Raw genomic sequence first — 15,405 nt, 5'->3', positions numbered from 1 at the left:
GGCGGGCCGAGACCGCAGGATCGCGCGAAGGGGAGATCGCTGATGCCGCAGGGACAGCCGAGTGTGGTGCCCGCCGACGGGTTGACGACCCGGCAGCGGCGGCACCGGCCGCTACTGATGGTCCACACCGGGCAGATGAAGGGGAAGTCGACGGCCGCGTTCGGGTTGGCGCTGCGCGCCTGGACGGCCGGGCTGCCGATCGGCGTGTTCCAGTTCGTGAAGAGCGCCAAGTGGCGGGTGGGGGAGGAGAACGCCTTCCGGGCCCTCGGCGAGGTGCACGAGCGTACCGGCCAGGGCGCACCGGTGGCCTGGCACAAGATGGGTGAGGGCTGGTCCTGGATCCAGCGCGGCGGCGACGCCGACCACGCCGCCGACGCCCTGGAGGGGTGGCGGCAGATCCAGCGTGACCTGGCCGCCGAGCGCTACGGATTGTACGTGCTGGACGAGTTCACCTACCCGATGAAGTGGGGCTGGGTGGACGTGGACGAGGTGGTCGCCACCCTGGCCGACCGGCCCGGCTTCCAACACGTCGTCGTCACCGGCCGCGACGCCGACCCGCGCCTGGTCGCCGCCGCCGACCTGGTGGCCGAACTGACCAAGGTCAAGCACCCGATGGACGCCGGGCAGAAGGGCCAGAAGGGCATCGAGTGGTGAACGAACCCTGGCCGCTGCCCCGGGTGGTGGTCGCCGCGCCGGCCAGCGGCCACGGCAAGACGACGATCGCCACCGGGTTGCTCGCCGCGCTGCGCCGTCGCGGCCTCGCCGTCAGCCCACACAAGGTCGGCCCGGACTACATCGACCCCGGCTACCACGCCCTCGCCGCCGGTCGGGCCGGTCGCAACCTCGACCCGTTCCTGGTCGGCGCCGAGCGGATCGCCGGTCTGCTGCGGCACGGCGCGAGCGTTCCCACGTCCGCCGACGTCGCGGTCGTGGAGGGCGTCATGGGCCTGCACGACGGCGCGGTGGGTCGCCGCGACTTCGCCTCCACCGCGCACGTCGCCCGGCTGATCGACGCGCCCGTGCTGCTGGTGCTCGATACCACCGCGCAGGGTCGCTCGGCCGCCGCGCTGACGCTGGGCATGGCCGCGTTCGATCCGGCCGTACGGATCGGCGGGGTGATCCTCAACCGGGTCGGCTCGTCCCGGCACGAGACGCTGCTGCGCGACGCTCTCGGCGAGGTGGGCGTACCGGTGCTCGGGGCGGTCACCCGGGCCGCCGAGGTGACCGCGCCGGCCCGACACCTCGGCTTGGTGCCGGTCGCCGAGCGGGCGCCCGAGTCCCTCGCCATCGTCAGCGCGCTCGCCGAGCTGGTCGAGGCCACCGTGGACCTGGACGCCGTGCTCGCCCTGGCCCGCAGCGCCGGACCGCTGACCGCCCCGGCGTGGGACCCGGTCGCGGCCGTCGGCGGGCCGGCCGACGCGGGGCGGCCACGGGTCGCGCTCGCCGGGGGTCCGGCCTTCACCTTCTCGTACGCGGAGACCACCGAACTGCTCACCGCCGCCGGTGCGGACGTGGTCACCGTCGACCCGCTGCGCGACCCGGCGCTGCCCAGCGGCACCCGTGCGGTGGTGATCGGGGGAGGCTTCCCCGAGGCGTACGCGGAGGCGCTGGCCGGGAACGGTGCGTTGCGCGCCGAGCTGGCCGACTTCGACGGGCCGATCGTGGCCGAGTGCGCCGGGCTGCTCTACCTCGGGCGGTCCCTGGACGGCGTACCCATGTGCGGCCGACTGGACCTGACCGCCCGGATGACCGGCCGCCTCACCCTCGGCTACCGCGAGGCCGTCGCCGTCACCGACTCCCCGGTGGCCCGGGTCGGCGAGCCGGTACGCGGACACGAGTTCCACCGCACCACCACCGACCCGGGGCACGGCGACCGTCCGGCGTGGCGCTGGAACGACACCGCGCACGGCTTCGTGGCCGGTCGGGTGCACGCCTCCTACCTGCACACCCACTGGGCCGGTCAGCCGGAGGCGGCCCGCCGGCTGGTCGAGGCGTGCCGATGACCGCCACGCTGACCGGGGTGGGTGTCGGCCCCGGCGACCCGGAACTGCTCACCGTCAAGGCGGTGCGGGTGCTGCGCGAGGCCGACGTGGTCTTCGTACCCGTGATGGCGGACCGACCCGAACCGGACGCCGGGCGGGCCGAGACGACGGTGCGCGACCACGTCCCGGCGAACCGGCTGCGGCGGCTGCCGTTCGCCCTGGACGACCGGGGCGGGGTGACGGCCCGCCGGGCGGCGGCGTGGGACGACGCCGCCCGCGCGGTCGTCGAGGCGGTCGACGCGGGCGCGCGGTCCCTCGCGTTCGCCACCATCGGCGACCCGAACGTCTACTCCACCTTCGGCTACCTGGCGCAGAGCGTGCGGGCCCGGCGCCCGGCGGTGCGGGTCGCGACCGTCCCGGGCGTCACCGCGATGCAGGAGCTGGCCTCCCGCAGCGGCACCCCGCTCTGCGAGGGACGCGAACCGCTGACCCTGCTCCCGGCCACCGCCGGGTCGGCGCTGTTCGCCGACGCCCTCGCCGGGCCGGGCAGCGTCGTCGTCTACAAGGGCTGGCGGCGGCACCCGGACCTGCTCGCCGAGCTGCGCCGACAGGGCCGCCTCACCGACGCGGTCCTCGGCCGCAGCCTCGGGCTGCCCGGCGAACGGATCGGCCCGGTCGGCGACGCCGACCACGACCTGCCGTACCTGTCGACGCTGCTGGTCCCGGCCCGCCGCGACCACCGAGGAGGAAAACTGTGACCAGCGACGGCACCGTGTGGTTCGTCGGCGCCGGACCGGGCGCCGCCGACCTGCTGACCCTGCGGGCCGCCCGGGTGATCGCCGAGGCGGACATCGTGATCTGGGCGGCCAGCCTGGTGCACGCCGACGTGCTCGGCCACGCCCGCCCCGACGCGGAGATCGTCGACTCGTCGCAGCTGCCCATCGAGGGCGTGCTGCCGCTCTACCAGCGGGCCGCCGAGCAGGGGCTGACCGTGGCCCGGATCCACTCCGGCGACCCGGCGCTGTGGGGCGCGGTGCAGGAGCAACTGGACCTGTGCCGGGCGCTCGGCCTGGCCGTCGAGATCGTGCCCGGGGTGTCGTCGTTCACCGCCGTCGCGGCGATCGTCGGGCGGGAACTGACAGTGCCCGAGGTGGCCCAGTCGGTGATCCTCACCCGCCTCGAAGGCGGCAAGACCCCGATGCCGCCCGGCGAGCGGGTCCGGGACTTCGCCCGGCACGGCACCACAATGGCGCTGTTCCTCTCCGCCGCCCGCTCCGGTCAGGTGCAGGCCGAGCTGCTGGCCGGCGGCTACCCGGAGGACACCCCGGCCGTGGTGGCGTACCAGGCGACCTGGCCCGACGAGCTGGTGGTGCGCTGCACGGTCGGCACCCTGGAGGCCACCGTCAAGCAGCACCGGCTCTGGAAGCACACCCTGTTCCTGGTCGGGCCGGCCCTCGCCGCCGAAGGCACTCGTTCGCACCTCTACCACCCCGGGCACTTCCACACCTTCCGCAGGGCGGAGCCCGCCGCCCGCGCCGAGCTGCGCCGCCGGAGCGGCACCCGGGCCGGGGGAACCGGCACACCATGACGTACCCCGAGCCGCCGCTGCGCGAGCCGGACCTGCCGCGTACCGCGAAGGTCCGGCCCACCGCGCTGCGCACCGGCTGGACCACCGGCGCGTGCGCGACGGCGGCGGCCAAGGCCGCGGTCACCGCGCTGGTCACCGGGGAGATCCAGCCCGACGTGGAGATCGGCCTGCCCGCCGGACGACGGGTGCGGTTCCCGGTCGAACGGTGCGAGGTGACCGGCGACCCCCCGGTGCGCGCCGAGGCGGTCGTGGTCAAGGACGCCGGGGACGACCCGGACGTCACCCACGGCGCGGAGCTGACCGCCAGCGTGGGCTGGACCGACGTGCCCGGCCTGCGACTCGCCGGTGGCGACGGCGTCGGCACCGTCACCAAGCCCGGCCTCGGGCTCGCGGTCGGCGGCCCGGCCATCAACGACACCCCCCGTCGGATGATCGGCGAGGCGGTGGCCGAGGTGGTCGACCTCACCGAGGTCGGCGTGCGCGTCGTGATCAGCGTGCCGAGGGGCGAGATCATGGCCCGCAAGACCACCAACCGGCGGCTCGGCATCCTCGGCGGCATCTCGATCCTCGGCACCACCGGGATCGTCCGCCCCTTCTCCACCGCCTCCTGGCGGGCCAGTGTCGTGCAGGCGGTGCACGTGATGGCCGCCCAGGGGGAGCGGACCGTGGTGCTCTGCACCGGTGGGCGTACCGAGCGGGCCGCCCGCGCGCTCCTGCCCGACCTGCCCGAGGTGTGCTTCGTCGAGGTCGGCGACTTCACCGGCGCGGCGGTGACCGCCGCCGTGGACGACGGCATGACCGGTGTCGTCTTCGTCGGCATGGCCGGCAAACTCGCCAAACTCGCCGCCGGCATCCTGATGACCCACTACACGCGCTCCAGGGTGGACCTCTCGCTGCTCGGCGCGGTGACCGCCGAGGCCGGCGGTGACGCGGCCCTCGTCGCCGCCGTGACCGAGGCGAACACCGGGCGGCACGCGTACGAGCTGTGGGAGGGCGCCGGGCTGCTCGGACCGGCCGGTGACGTGCTCTGCCGGCGGGTCCGTCAGGTGCTGCGGCGCTTCGCGGGGCCGACGGTCACCGTGGACGTGGCGATGGTCGACTTCGCCGGGGCGCACGTCGTCGCCTCCTCCGGGCGGTGGCCCCGATGACCCGGCCGGCGCCGATGCCCCCGGAGCCGTCGGCGAGCCCGGAACCGTCGGCGAGTCCGGAACCGTCGGCGAGTCCGGAACCGTCGTCGATCCCGGTGAGCGTGGTCGGCCTCGACGCTGCGGGCGCTGCGCCGCACCCCGCGCTCGCGCCGGTGCTGTCCGCCGCCGGGCTGGTCGTCGGGGCCGCGCGGCATCTGGCGGCGGTGCCCGTACCGGCCGGTGCGGACACCGTCACCCTCGGACCGCTCGCCCCGGCCCTGCACCGGCTCGCCGAGGCTGTCGCCGCCGGGGTGCCGTCCGTCGTGCTGGCCAGCGGTGACCCCGGCCTGTTCGGCATCGTCCGGCGGCTGCGCGCGGCCGGGCTGCCGCTACGGGTGGTGCCGGCGGTGTCCAGTGTGGCCGCCGCGTTCGCCCGCGCCGGCCTGCCCTGGGACGGCGCCGCCGTGGTCACCGCGCACGGCCGTGACCTCCGACCGGCGCTGAACGCCTGCCGGGCGCTGCCACTGGTCGCGGTGCTCACCGCACCCGGCGCGGGTGCCGCCGAGCTGGGCGCGGGCCTGGTCGGCTGGCCCCGCCGCCTGCTGGTCGGAGAGCACCTGGGCACCGACGTCGAACGCGTCCGCCAGGTGACCCCCGAGCAGGCCGCCACCGAGACCTGGGCCGACCCGCACGTGATCCTCAGCCTCGCCGACGCCGCGCTTGCCCAGGCGTCCACCGACGCCGCGCTTGCCCAGGCGTCCACCGACGCCGCGCTTGCCCAGGCGTCCACCGACGCCGCGCTTGCCCAGACGGCTGCCGACCGCGCACCGGATCCGGTCGCCGTCGGCGGGATGCGCGTCGACAACCAGCCGGCCGCCGCGCCGGTCGGCGGTTGGGCGCTTCCGGAGACCCGCTACGCCCACCGCGATTCGATGATCACCAAGTCGGAGGTGCGGGCTCTGGTCGTCGCCCGGTTGCGCCCCCGGCTGGGTCGGCTGATCTGGGACGTCGGCGCGGGCAGCGGTTCGGTCGGCATCGAGTGCGCGCTGCTCGGCGCTGCCGTGCTCGCCGTCGAACAGGCCCCCGACGCAGGCGCGACCATCCGGGCCAACGCCACCGCGCACGCGGTCACCGTCCGGCTCGTCGTCGGCCGGGCACCGCAGGCGCTGGCCGGGCTGCCCGACCCGGACGCCGTCTTCGTCGGCGGTGGCGGCCACGGCACCCTCGCCGCCGTGGTGGCCCGCCGCCCCGAACGGGTGGTGCTGACCCTGGCCGCGCTGGACCGGGTCGCACCGGCGGTGGGTCTGCTGCGGGCCGCCGGCTACACGGTCGAGGGCAGTCAGCTCTCCGCCGCCCGCCTCGCCGACCTGCCCGGCGGGTCGATCCGACTCGCGGCCACCAATCCGGTGGTCGTCCTCACCGGGGAGCGCCAGTGACCGACCCGACAGTGCCCACCCGCATCGGACTGGTGGCCGCCACCGCCGCCGGTCGCCGGCACGCCGACACCGTGGCCGCCGCCTGGCCGCACGCCCGACTGGTCGAGGGGGACACCGTGGCCGCCGCGCTGCGGTCCGCCTGGGCCGGGTGCGACGCGGTGGTGGCGTTCCTGGCCACCGGCGCGGTGGTACGGATCCTCGCTCCGCTGCTCGGCGACAAGCACAGCGACCCGGCCGTGGTCGTCGTCGACGAGGCGGCCCGGCACGCCGTGGCGCTGCTCGGCGGGCACGCCGGTGGCGGCAACGACCTCGCCGAGCAGGTCGGCGCACTGCTGGACGCCCGCCCGGTGGTCACCACCGCCACCGACGCGGTCGGTCTGCCCGGGCTGGACACCCTCGGCTGGCCCGTGCAGGGCGCGGTCGCCGGGGTGTCCCGGGCCATCCTGGACGGCGAACCCGTCGAGCTGATCGCCGACGCCGACTGGCCGCTGCCCGCCCTGCCACCGAACGTCCAACCGCCACCCGCCGGCAGCGAGGCCGACGCGGGCTACCGGCTGCTGGTCACCGACCGGGTGGTCCCGCTCGACGAGCGGACCGCCGTGCTGCGCCCACCGTCGTTGGTCGCCGGGGTGGGGGCGAGTCGGGGCGTACCCGCCGAGGAGGTGGCCGAGCTGCTGCACCGGGTGCTGACCGACGCCGGGCTCGACCGGGCGAGCCTGCGCTGCCTCGCCAGCGCCGACGTGAAGGCCGACGAGGCAGGCATCCGCAGTACCGCCGACGCCCTCGGCGTACCCCTGGTGACCTGGCCGGCGACGCGCCTGGCGGCGATCGACGTGCCGCACCCCAGCGAGGTGGTCCGCGCCGCCGTCGGCACACCGAGTGTCGCGGAGGCCGCGGCCCTGCTCGGCGCGGACGGTCGGGCCGACGACGCCACGCTGCTGGTGGGGAAGACCGCGACGGCGATGGCCACCGTCGCGGTGGCCCGGCACGCGCCGCGCGGTCGGTTGGCCGTCGTCGGCCTCGGGCCGGGCGCGCCCGACCTGCGCACCCCCCGCGCGGTGGCCGAGCTGCGCCGCGCCTCCGTCGTGGTCGGCCTGGACCAGTACCTCGACCAGGTCCGCGACGTGTTCCGCCCGGGCACCCGGGTCCTGTCCAGCGGGTTGGGCGCGGAGGAGGCACGGGCCCGGGCCGCCGTCGCCGAGGCCGCCGCCGGCCGGGCGGTCGCGCTGGTCGGGTCCGGCGACGCCGGGGTGTACGCGATGGCCAGCCCCGCCCTGGAGTACGCCGACCAACGCATCGACGTGGTGGGCGTGCCCGGGGTGACCGCCGCCCTCGCCGCCGGCGCGGTGCTCGGCGCGCCGCTCGGCCACGACCACGCCTACCTGAGTCTGTCCGACCTGCACACGCCGTGGGAGGTCATCGAGCGGCGGGTGACCGCCGCCGCCGAAGGTGACTTCGTGACGGTGTTCTACAACCCGCGCAGCCGGGCCCGGGACTGGCAGCTCGGCAAGGCGCTCGGCGTCCTCGCCGCGCACCGGTCGCCGGACACCCCGGTCGGGGTGGTGCGCAACGCCAGCCGCCCCGGCGAGCGGGTGCACCTGGCGACGGTGGCCACCCTCGACCCGGCGGTGGTGGACATGTACAGCGTCGTCGTGGTCGGCAACAGCGACACCCGGCTGGTCGCCGGCCGGATGGTCACACCCCGGGGGTACCGGTGGCGGTCGTGACGATCGACGCGTGCCAGGGCTGCGGCGCGTGCCTGCTCACCTGCCCCACCCACGCCATCCGACCGGTGCCCGGCGGCCTGACGGTGCGCGCCGACCGTTGCACCGGCTGCCTGGAATGCCTGGAGATCTGCCCCGTCGACGCGATCCGCGTCGCCGCGTCCGACCCTTCCGAAGGAGCCCGATGAGCCGGGTCGTGCACCCGATCGAGGTCGAGTCGTACCGCATCCTGCGCGAGCGCGTCGACCTGTCGCACCTGCCGCCGCTGACCCGGGCGGTGACCGAGCGGGTGGTGCACGCCAGCGCCGACCTCGCGTACGTCGACGACCTCGTGTGCGACGAGGCCGCCCTGGAATCCGGGCTGGCCGCGCTGCGGGCGGGCGTACCCGTGGTCACCGACGTGGCGATGGTCGCCGCCGGGATCACCCGCGCGGACCTGGAGCTGGTGTGCCCGGTCGCCGAGCCGGCCGCCGCCGAGCTGGGCCGCTCGGCCGGGATCACCCGCTCGGCGGCGGCCGTACGGATCGCACTGGACCGGGTCGGCCCCGGCGCGGTCTGGGTGGTCGGCTGCGCCCCGACCGCCCTTGTCGAACTGCTCACAGTGGACGCCGCTCCGGCGCTGGTCGTCGGCCTGCCGGTCGGTTTCGTGGGGGCCGCCGAGTCGAAGGCGGCGCTGCGCGCCAGCGGCCTGCCCGGGGTGTCCAACGTGGGCGAGAAGGGTGGTTCGGCGGTCGCCGCCGCCGCCCTCAACGCCCTGCTCTACGTCGAGGAGAAGTCATGACCGGATTGGTCATCGTCGGGCACGGTACGCGCAGCGCGGCCGGGGTCGACCAGTTCGCCGCACTGGTGGAGCGGGTTCGCCGTCGCGGTGACATCGGGGACGTCGAGGGCGGCTTCATCGAGCTGTCCCGCCCGCCGCTGACCGACGCGGTCGGCGCGCTCGTCGGGCGCGGGCACCGCGCGCTGGTGGCGTTGCCGCTGGTGCTCACCGGCGCCGGGCACGGCAAGGGCGACATCCCCGCCGCGATGGCCCGGGAACAGGAGCGCCACCCCGGGCTGAGCTACCGCTACGGGCGTCCGCTCGGCCCGCATCCGCTGCTGCACACCGCCCTCGAAGAACGCATCGACGCCGCGCTGGCCGGTGCCGACCGGGCCGGCACGGAGCCGGCGGGTGCCGACCGGGCCGGCACGGAGCCGGCGGGTGCCGACCGGGCCGGCACGTGGGTCGCGTTGATCGGGCGGGGGTCCACCGACCCGGACGCCAACGCCGAGGTCGCCAAGGTCGCCCGGCTGCTCTGGGAGGGACGCGGCTACGCCGGCGTCGAGCCGGGCTTCATCTCCCTCGCCCAACCGTCGGTCCCGGCGGTGCTGGAGCGGCTGCGCCGCCTCGGCGCGCGGCGGATCGTCGTCGCGCCGTACTTCCTGTTCGCCGGGGTGCTGCCGGACCGCATCGTCGCCCAGTCGGCCGAGTTCGCCGCCGCCCACCCCGACCTCGACGTGCGGGTGGCCGACGTGATCGGCGACTGCGACGCCCTGGCCGACCTGGTGCGGGAGCGCTACGCCGAGGCGCTGGGCGGCGACATCCGGATGAACTGCGACACCTGCGCGTACCGGGTGCTGATGCCCGGCTTCGCCGACAAGGTCGGTCGCCCGCAACGCCCGCACGACCACCCCGACGACCCGGTCGGCCACCACCATCACCATCACCACGACCACCACCACGACCACGGGTCGGTCGCGGTGGTCGGTGGCGGCCCGGGCGCCGACGACCTGATCACGGTACGCGGGAAGGCGCTGCTCGACGCCGCGGACGTCGTGGTGGTCGACCGGTTGGCCCCGCAGGGGCTGCTCGCCGGGCTGCGCCCCGACGTGCTGGTGGTCGACGCCGCCAAGGTGCCCCGCGGCCCGTCGATGGCCCAGGAGGCGATCAACGCGGCCCTGGTGTCGCACGCCAAGGCCGGTCGGCGGGTGGTCCGGCTCAAGGGCGGCGACCCGTACGTCTTCGGGCGCGGCCACGAGGAGGTGCAGGCCTGCGCGGCGGCCGGGGTGCCGGTGACGGTGGTGCCCGGGGTGAGCAGCGCGATCGCCGCACCGGCTCTCGCCGGTGTGCCGGTCACCCACCGGGGGGTGGCGCACGACCTCACCGTCGTGTCCGGGCACCTGCCGCCCGGGCACCCCGACTCGCTCGTGGACTGGGCGGCGGCGGCCCGCGCCCGGGGCACCGTCGTCCTGTTGATGGCCGTCGACACCATCGCCAAGATCGCGGCGGTGCTGATCGAGCACGGCCGGGCCCCGGAGACCCCGGTGCTCGCCGTGCAGGACGCCGGCCTAACCGCCCAGCGATCGGTGGCCGCCCGGTTGGACGAGATCGGCGCGGTCGCCGCCCGGGAGGAGATCCGTCCGCCCGCCGTCTTCGTCGTCGGCCCGGTGGTCGCCGTCCCGACCACCGGGCCCACCGGCTGACGATCACTCGCTGCGGGCGGTCTCCGGGCCGGTGACGCGTTCCAGCAGCGGCAGTGTGGAGGCGATGACACCCAGGCAGGCGGCCAACCCGACGACCACGATCACGTAGAACCGTGGCTCCGGCGCGACGAGCGTGTAACCCATCTGCGCGCGCAGGAACAGGTGCGCGGCGAGCAGGCCCATCCCGATGGCGACGGCGGCGACGGCGAGCATCGGTACGGCGCTCTCCAACGCGACCACCCGGCGCAGGACCCGCACCGGTGCACCGCTGAGGCGCAGCAGGCTGAACGGGCGTCGGCGCTCGGTGAGACCACCGATCACGCTGACCGCGAGACTGCACCCGCCCAGCGCCAGGCTGGCGATGATGATGACGTTCGCCAACTGTTCCCAGCCGCGCAGCGTGTCGGCGAAGTCCGACTCGAAGTCGCCGGGCACGTTCGGCCCCACCCAGAACGTCGGGTAGGCGATCTCCAACACGGTGCGGGTGCGTTCGACGGCGGCGGCGGACCCGTCCGTGCCGACCACGATCGACACCACCGGAAGCCGCTGGAGTTCGTCGAGGGTGAGCGACGCGGCGGGCCAGACCGTCGCGGGCGACGCCGACTCCCGCCATCGGCTGAGCCCCATCGGCACCTCGACGACGCTCGCCCCCTCGGCGCACCGGCCGTACGTGCCCGGCAGGTCGGTGCACGCGATCACTCCGGTCTCGCCGCCGTTCATGAGGTTCGGGTTCTCGCGGATGGCGGTCGCGGACCGCACCCCGGCGATCGCGCGCAGGTCGGTGAAGAGCGTGTCGGGCACCGACGCCGCCTTCTCGTCGAAGACGGTGGTCACCGTGCCCGCGTCGGTCGAGCCGACCGGGGCCGGGCCGCGGTTGTCGACGATCGTGGTGATCACGCCGACGGCGACGCTCGTGACGAACAGCGCGAGCATGATCCCGCTGATCGCCCGGAAGCCCGCCTTCGGGTTGTCGGCCAGGCGGCGCGCGGCGATGAGGGTGGCGGGGCGGCTGGCGTACCGGGCCATGACCCGGGCGCCGACCATCGTCAACCACGGGCCGGCGAAGACCAGGCCGGCCATGATGAGCAGCAGGGCGGGCAGGAACACAGCGGTCTGGCCGTCGGACGTCGCGGGCCGGAAGCCGATGGCGGAGAACAGCACCACCACGCCGATCGCGATCGGGATCAGCCGGTACGCGCGCGGTGCCCGTGGGGTGACCCGTCGGGTGACGCCCAGCGGCGAGATCCGTACCCGGCGCAGCGAGACCTGGGCCGCCATCGCCGCGCCGGCCGGTACGCCGAGCGCGACGATTAGCACGTCCAGCAGGCCCAGGGACATGTCGCTGGGGAAGAACGGCATGCCGGTGAACGGGATGCCGGCGAGCGGGCCCCGGAACGCGTAGAACAGGGCGAAGCCCACGGCGGTGCCGACGACGGCCGCGGCGGTCGCCTCCACGGCGGCGACGGTTGAGATCTGTCGGGGCGTCGCGCCGACCAGGCGCATGGCGGCGAATCGTTGCTCCCGCCGCGCGGCGCTGAGCCGGGTGGCCGTGCCGATGAAGATCAGCACCGGGAACAGCAGCCCGCCCGCGATCACGCCCAGGATGAGGTTCACCGTGGCCTCGGGGAGCGCCGGTACGTCACCGACGCTGCCGACCTGCCGGGCGTTGGGCAGCTTGCCGACGCTGTCCGGGGTGCCGCCCACGACGGCGAGCAGAGTGTCCGGTGAGGTCAGCCCGGCCGGGCCGACGGTGCCGAGGTCGCGCCCCGGGTAACGGTCGGCCAGGTGGTCGGCCGGGTACGCCGCGAACAGTTCCCGCAACGCGGGCGAGGCGTAGTACTCCCCGGGGCCCGGAATGGTCGGGATGCCGGCCGGGGTGTCCGACCTCGGCCCGGTCGCGGCGACGTCGATGCGGATGATCTGTGTGCCGTGGAAGTAGTCGTCCCGGGTCGACCACCACAGCGGGTCGACGTCGCCGCCCGTCGAGGCGTTGGGGTAGATCGACGCGTACCGGGTGAGCTGGGAGTTGACCGCGTTGACCCCGGCCAGTGTGGTCAGGAGCAGCCCACTGCCGATCGCGACGGCGGCGGCGATGACGAGCAGGCGGGTGAGCGCCTCACGGCCGCCGGCCACGGCGAGGCGGAGCCCGAAGCCGATCACGAGGCGACCCGGTCCGGCGCGTTCACGCGCCCGTCGCGGACCATGACCTCACGGTCGGCGTACGCGGCGATCCTGGCCTCGTGGGTCACCAGGATGACGGTGGTGTTCTGTTCGCGGGCGACGCCGACCAACAGGTCCATGACCTGCTCGCCGGTGAGCGAGTCGAGCGCGCCGGTCGGCTCGTCGGCGAAGAGCACCCGCGGCTCGGCGACCAGGCCGCGGGCGAGGGCGACGCGTTGCGCCTGCCCGCCGGACAGCTCACCGGAGCGGCGCTGCTCCAACCCGTCCAGGCCGAGGCGCTCGAACCAGCCGCGCGCGGTGCGCAGCGCCGCCGTCCGGCGTACGCCGTTGAGCAGCAGCGGCAGGGCGACGTTCTCCACAGCGGTCAGCTCGGGGACGAGCTGACCGAACTGGAACACGAAGCCGAAGCGGTCGCGTCGCAGGCCGCTGCGTCCGCTCTCGGGCAGGGTGTCGATTCGGGCGCCGTCGAAGAGGACCTCGCCGGAGTCGGGCACGAGGATGCCGGCCAGGCAGTGCAGCAGGGTGGACTTGCCCGAGCCGCTGGGGCCCATGATGGCGAGGATCTCACCCGCGTCCACGGCGATTCCGGCCCCGCGCAGGGCGGGCGTCTGACCGAAGGAGAACTCCACGTCGCGGGCCTCGATGATGACGCTCATCGCCGCACCTCCTTGCGTAGGGCGTCCAGCCGGGCGCTGGTCATCTCGATCCACCGGAGGTCCGCCTCCAGGTGGTACAGGCCGTGGTCGGCGAGCAGCGCGTCGACCAGGTTGCCGGCCCGTTTGATCTCGGTGAGTTCGCGCATCCGCTGCAGATGCGAGCTGCGCTGCATGTCGAGGTACTCGTCGGCGGGGCGGTCGAGCATCAGCGCGAGCACGACCTTGGCGAAGAGCACCGTCTGCAGGTGTGGCTCCGGCTCGACCGGCTGGGTGAGCCACTGCTCGACCTCGGTCGCGCCCAGGTCGGTGATGATGTAGCGCTTGCGGTCCGGCCCGGCGCCGGGGGCGACGTCGCTGATCACCACTTTGCCGTCCCGGGCCAGGCGGCTGAGGGTGGAGTAGACCTGGCCGAACGGCAGCGGCTTGCCGCGCCCGAAGAAGGCGTCGTAGTCGCGTTTCAGGTCGTACCCGTGGCTGGGCTCTCGTTCGAGGAGGCCGAGGAGGGTCAGTGGCACGCTCATGCCAGGAGACTACACCGAGGGTATACCCCGCGTATATAGACTCGGTGTATGAGGGGGAGACATCGCGCGGCGAGGGTGGATGTTCAGCCGTGCAGGGCGCGGGCCAGGGCGTAGCCGACGGTGGCCGCGACGAGCCCGGCCGCGACGCTGCCCAGCACGTAGGCGCTCGCGAGGAACCGGTTTCCGCCCCGGGCGAGTCGCAACGTCTCGTAGCTGAAGGTGGAGTAGGTGGTCAACGCGCCGCAGAATCCGGTGCCCAGTGCGGCGGTGGCCGCCGGGCCGACCGGCCACCCGACCAGCGCGCCGAGCAGCAGTGACCCGACCACGTTGACGGTCAGCGTGCCCCAGGGGAACGCCGAGTCGTGCCGGGACTGCACGGCCCGGTCGGTGAGGTAGCGCAACGGGGCACCGACGGCCGCCCCCAGGGCGATGAGCAGGACGGTCACCGCGCCGCCCTCCGTCGCAGGGCTCGGGTGGTCACGGCGTCGCCCAACCCCACCGCGGCGAGCGCCCCGAGCAGCGTCGCGGCCAGGTAGGCCAGCGCGGTACCTGGGGCGCCCGCGACCAGTGCCTGCTGGATGTCGACCGCGTAGGCGGAGAACGTGGTGAACCCGCCGAGCACCCCGACCCCGAGGAACGGGCGAGCCAGGGGAGGCCCCCCGTCGAGATGCCCGAGCACCGCCATCAGCACGCCGATCAGCAGGCACCCGGACGTGTTGATGCCGAAGGTCGCCCACGGGAAGCCCGTCGGTGAGTGGGGCGCGGCGTGTTGCAGGCCGGCCCGGGCCAGCGCGCCGAGCACCCCGCCGACCGCGATGGCGGCGAGGGTCGTCGCGGGGTGCGCGGTCAGCTCGCCCCGGTCGGCGGGGACCCGGAGATCGACGTCCGGGTCGGTACGCGGGTCCAGCGGCTCTGCCACGGGTCCCCAGCGTAGTGCCGTCGACAGGCCCCGAGTGCGCTGCCTGCGTCAGCGCACTGCCGCGACGGCGGCGTCCGCGCCGCCCCGCCACACCGTGCCGACCTCGCCGAACCCGGCGGCGGTGAGCGCGGCGAGGTGCCAGGACACCGGCGGGCTCCACTCCGGGCTGTGCCCGGTCGGGTAGATGGCCTGTCGTTCCCGCACCGACGGGGACAGCGCGGGGTCCGCGCCGGCCCGGTCCCACCAGTCCGACCAGGACAGCATCGTGCCGGCCGCGTACCGGGCGTTACGCCGGTCCCGGGCCCGGTCCATCAGCCGCTTGGTCAGCTCCGGCAGGCCGTCGTCCGGCATGTGGTCGGCGTTGACGAAGACCGCTCCCGGTCGTAGCACGTCGCGCAGTTCGGCGTAGAGCCGGCCGAGCCGGTCGGCCGGCACCCAGTGCAGGGCGGTGGCGGTGAGCACGGCGTCGTACTCGCGGTGCGGCAATGCGGAGCGCCAGTCCGGGGTGCCGAGGTCGGCAGCGACGATGGTGGCCCGGTCGCCCAGTGAGGCGCGGGCGATGGCGAGCAGCGCCGGGTCGAGGTCCAGCAGTGTCGCCTCCGCGTCGGGGAAGCGCGCCAGTGTCCGCAGCGAGATGCTGCCGGTGCCACCGGCCAGGTCGAGCACGCGCGGCGGCCGGCCGTCGCGAACCGCGTCGACGGTGTCCAGCATGGCGGTGAACCGGTGTTCGCGGTCCGGCATGAACGCCTCCTGCTGGCGGTCCCAGCTCTCCTGCCACGCCCACGGATCCGTGATGTAAGGACTCATG

16 protein-coding genes are annotated in these 15,405 nt (G+C 75.1%); 10 read left to right on the top strand and 6 right to left on the bottom strand.

The annotated features are described in order from the left end of the window. The first annotated feature begins 42 nt into the window (after window positions 1-42). The 10 genes from cobO to cobA are packed head-to-tail and all read left to right on the top strand — an operon-like array spanning window position 43 to window position 10,320. Entirely contained in the window at window positions 43-654 is a 612-nt protein-coding gene (gene cobO, locus O7616_RS21875) for a cob(I)yrinic acid a,c-diamide adenosyltransferase (protein ID WP_282303690.1), read from the top strand. Beyond that, entirely contained in the window at window positions 648-2,003 is a 1,356-nt protein-coding gene (locus tag O7616_RS21870; RefSeq protein ID WP_282303689.1) for a cobyrinate a,c-diamide synthase, read from the top strand. Before cobO ends, O7616_RS21870 begins: the two co-directional genes overlap by 7 nt. Beyond that, window positions 2,000-2,740, top strand: coding sequence for a precorrin-2 C(20)-methyltransferase (gene cobI, locus O7616_RS21865; RefSeq protein ID WP_282303688.1), 741 nt, complete (start codon window positions 2,000-2,002; stop codon window positions 2,738-2,740). Before O7616_RS21870 ends, cobI begins: the two co-directional genes overlap by 4 nt. Further along, complete coding sequence (cobM, locus tag O7616_RS21860) at window positions 2,737-3,570, top strand: precorrin-4 C(11)-methyltransferase (protein WP_282303687.1); 834 nt, start codon at window positions 2,737-2,739, stop codon at window positions 3,568-3,570. The genes cobI and cobM overlap by 4 nt, the downstream gene beginning before the upstream one ends. Beyond that, a complete protein-coding gene (locus O7616_RS21855; protein WP_282303686.1) occupies window positions 3,567-4,718 on the top strand; it encodes a cobalt-precorrin-5B (C(1))-methyltransferase in 1,152 nt (383 codons plus the stop codon). Before cobM ends, O7616_RS21855 begins: the two co-directional genes overlap by 4 nt. Continuing rightward, window positions 4,715-6,133 (top strand): precorrin-6y C5,15-methyltransferase (decarboxylating) subunit CbiE, encoded by a 1,419-nt coding sequence (gene cbiE, locus O7616_RS21850; RefSeq protein WP_348773828.1) that lies wholly within the window; start codon window positions 4,715-4,717, stop codon window positions 6,131-6,133. Before O7616_RS21855 ends, cbiE begins: the two co-directional genes overlap by 4 nt. After that, a complete protein-coding gene (gene cobJ / locus O7616_RS21845; protein ID WP_282303685.1) occupies window positions 6,130-7,860 on the top strand; it encodes a precorrin-3B C(17)-methyltransferase in 1,731 nt (576 codons plus the stop codon). Before cbiE ends, cobJ begins: the two co-directional genes overlap by 4 nt. Then, window positions 7,848-8,045, top strand: a complete 198-nt coding sequence (locus tag O7616_RS21840; RefSeq protein ID WP_282259246.1) for a 4Fe-4S binding protein — start codon at window positions 7,848-7,850, stop codon at window positions 8,043-8,045. The genes cobJ and O7616_RS21840 overlap by 13 nt, the downstream gene beginning before the upstream one ends. Next, a complete protein-coding gene (locus tag O7616_RS21835; RefSeq protein WP_282303684.1) occupies window positions 8,042-8,638 on the top strand; it encodes a precorrin-8X methylmutase in 597 nt (198 codons plus the stop codon). Before O7616_RS21840 ends, O7616_RS21835 begins: the two co-directional genes overlap by 4 nt. After that, complete coding sequence (cobA, locus tag O7616_RS21830) at window positions 8,635-10,320, top strand: uroporphyrinogen-III C-methyltransferase (protein ID WP_282303683.1); 1,686 nt, start codon at window positions 8,635-8,637, stop codon at window positions 10,318-10,320. Before O7616_RS21835 ends, cobA begins: the two co-directional genes overlap by 4 nt. Before the next feature lie 3 nt (window positions 10,321-10,323). On the opposite strand, the gene O7616_RS21825 is transcribed toward cobA, so the two are convergent. The 6 genes from O7616_RS21825 to O7616_RS21800 all read right to left on the bottom strand — a co-directional run bounded on the left by O7616_RS21825 (window position 10,324) and on the right by O7616_RS21800 (window position 15,404). Next, complete coding sequence (locus tag O7616_RS21825) at window positions 10,324-12,480, bottom strand: FtsX-like permease family protein (protein ID WP_282303682.1); 2,157 nt, start codon at window positions 12,478-12,480, stop codon at window positions 10,324-10,326. After that, on the bottom strand, window positions 12,477-13,157 hold the full coding sequence (locus O7616_RS21820) for an ABC transporter ATP-binding protein (protein ID WP_282259251.1): 681 nt from the start codon (window positions 13,155-13,157) through the stop codon (window positions 12,477-12,479). The genes O7616_RS21825 and O7616_RS21820 overlap by 4 nt, the downstream gene beginning before the upstream one ends. Then, the gene (locus tag O7616_RS21815; protein ID WP_282303681.1) at window positions 13,154-13,678 is read right to left on the bottom strand and encodes a PadR family transcriptional regulator; all 525 of its coding nucleotides are present in this window, start codon (window positions 13,676-13,678) and stop codon (window positions 13,154-13,156) included. The genes O7616_RS21820 and O7616_RS21815 overlap by 4 nt, the downstream gene beginning before the upstream one ends. An 83-nt stretch (window positions 13,679-13,761) precedes the next feature. Further along, complete coding sequence (crcB, locus tag O7616_RS21810) at window positions 13,762-14,124, bottom strand: fluoride efflux transporter CrcB (protein ID WP_282303680.1); 363 nt, start codon at window positions 14,122-14,124, stop codon at window positions 13,762-13,764. Then, window positions 14,121-14,597, bottom strand: coding sequence for a CrcB family protein (locus tag O7616_RS21805; RefSeq protein ID WP_282259254.1), 477 nt, complete (start codon window positions 14,595-14,597; stop codon window positions 14,121-14,123). The genes crcB and O7616_RS21805 overlap by 4 nt, the downstream gene beginning before the upstream one ends. A 48-nt stretch (window positions 14,598-14,645) precedes the next feature. Beyond that, window positions 14,646-15,404, bottom strand: coding sequence for a class I SAM-dependent methyltransferase (locus O7616_RS21800; RefSeq protein ID WP_282303679.1), 759 nt, complete (start codon window positions 15,402-15,404; stop codon window positions 14,646-14,648). Window position 15,405 lies beyond the last annotated feature (1 nt).

This window comes from Micromonospora sp. WMMD964, from assembly GCF_029581455.1.
Taxonomy (GTDB): domain Bacteria; phylum Actinomycetota; class Actinomycetes; order Mycobacteriales; family Micromonosporaceae; genus Micromonospora.
The sequence above is the reverse complement of the archived record's forward strand: the minus strand, read 5'-3'. Positions and strand labels throughout refer to the sequence as shown.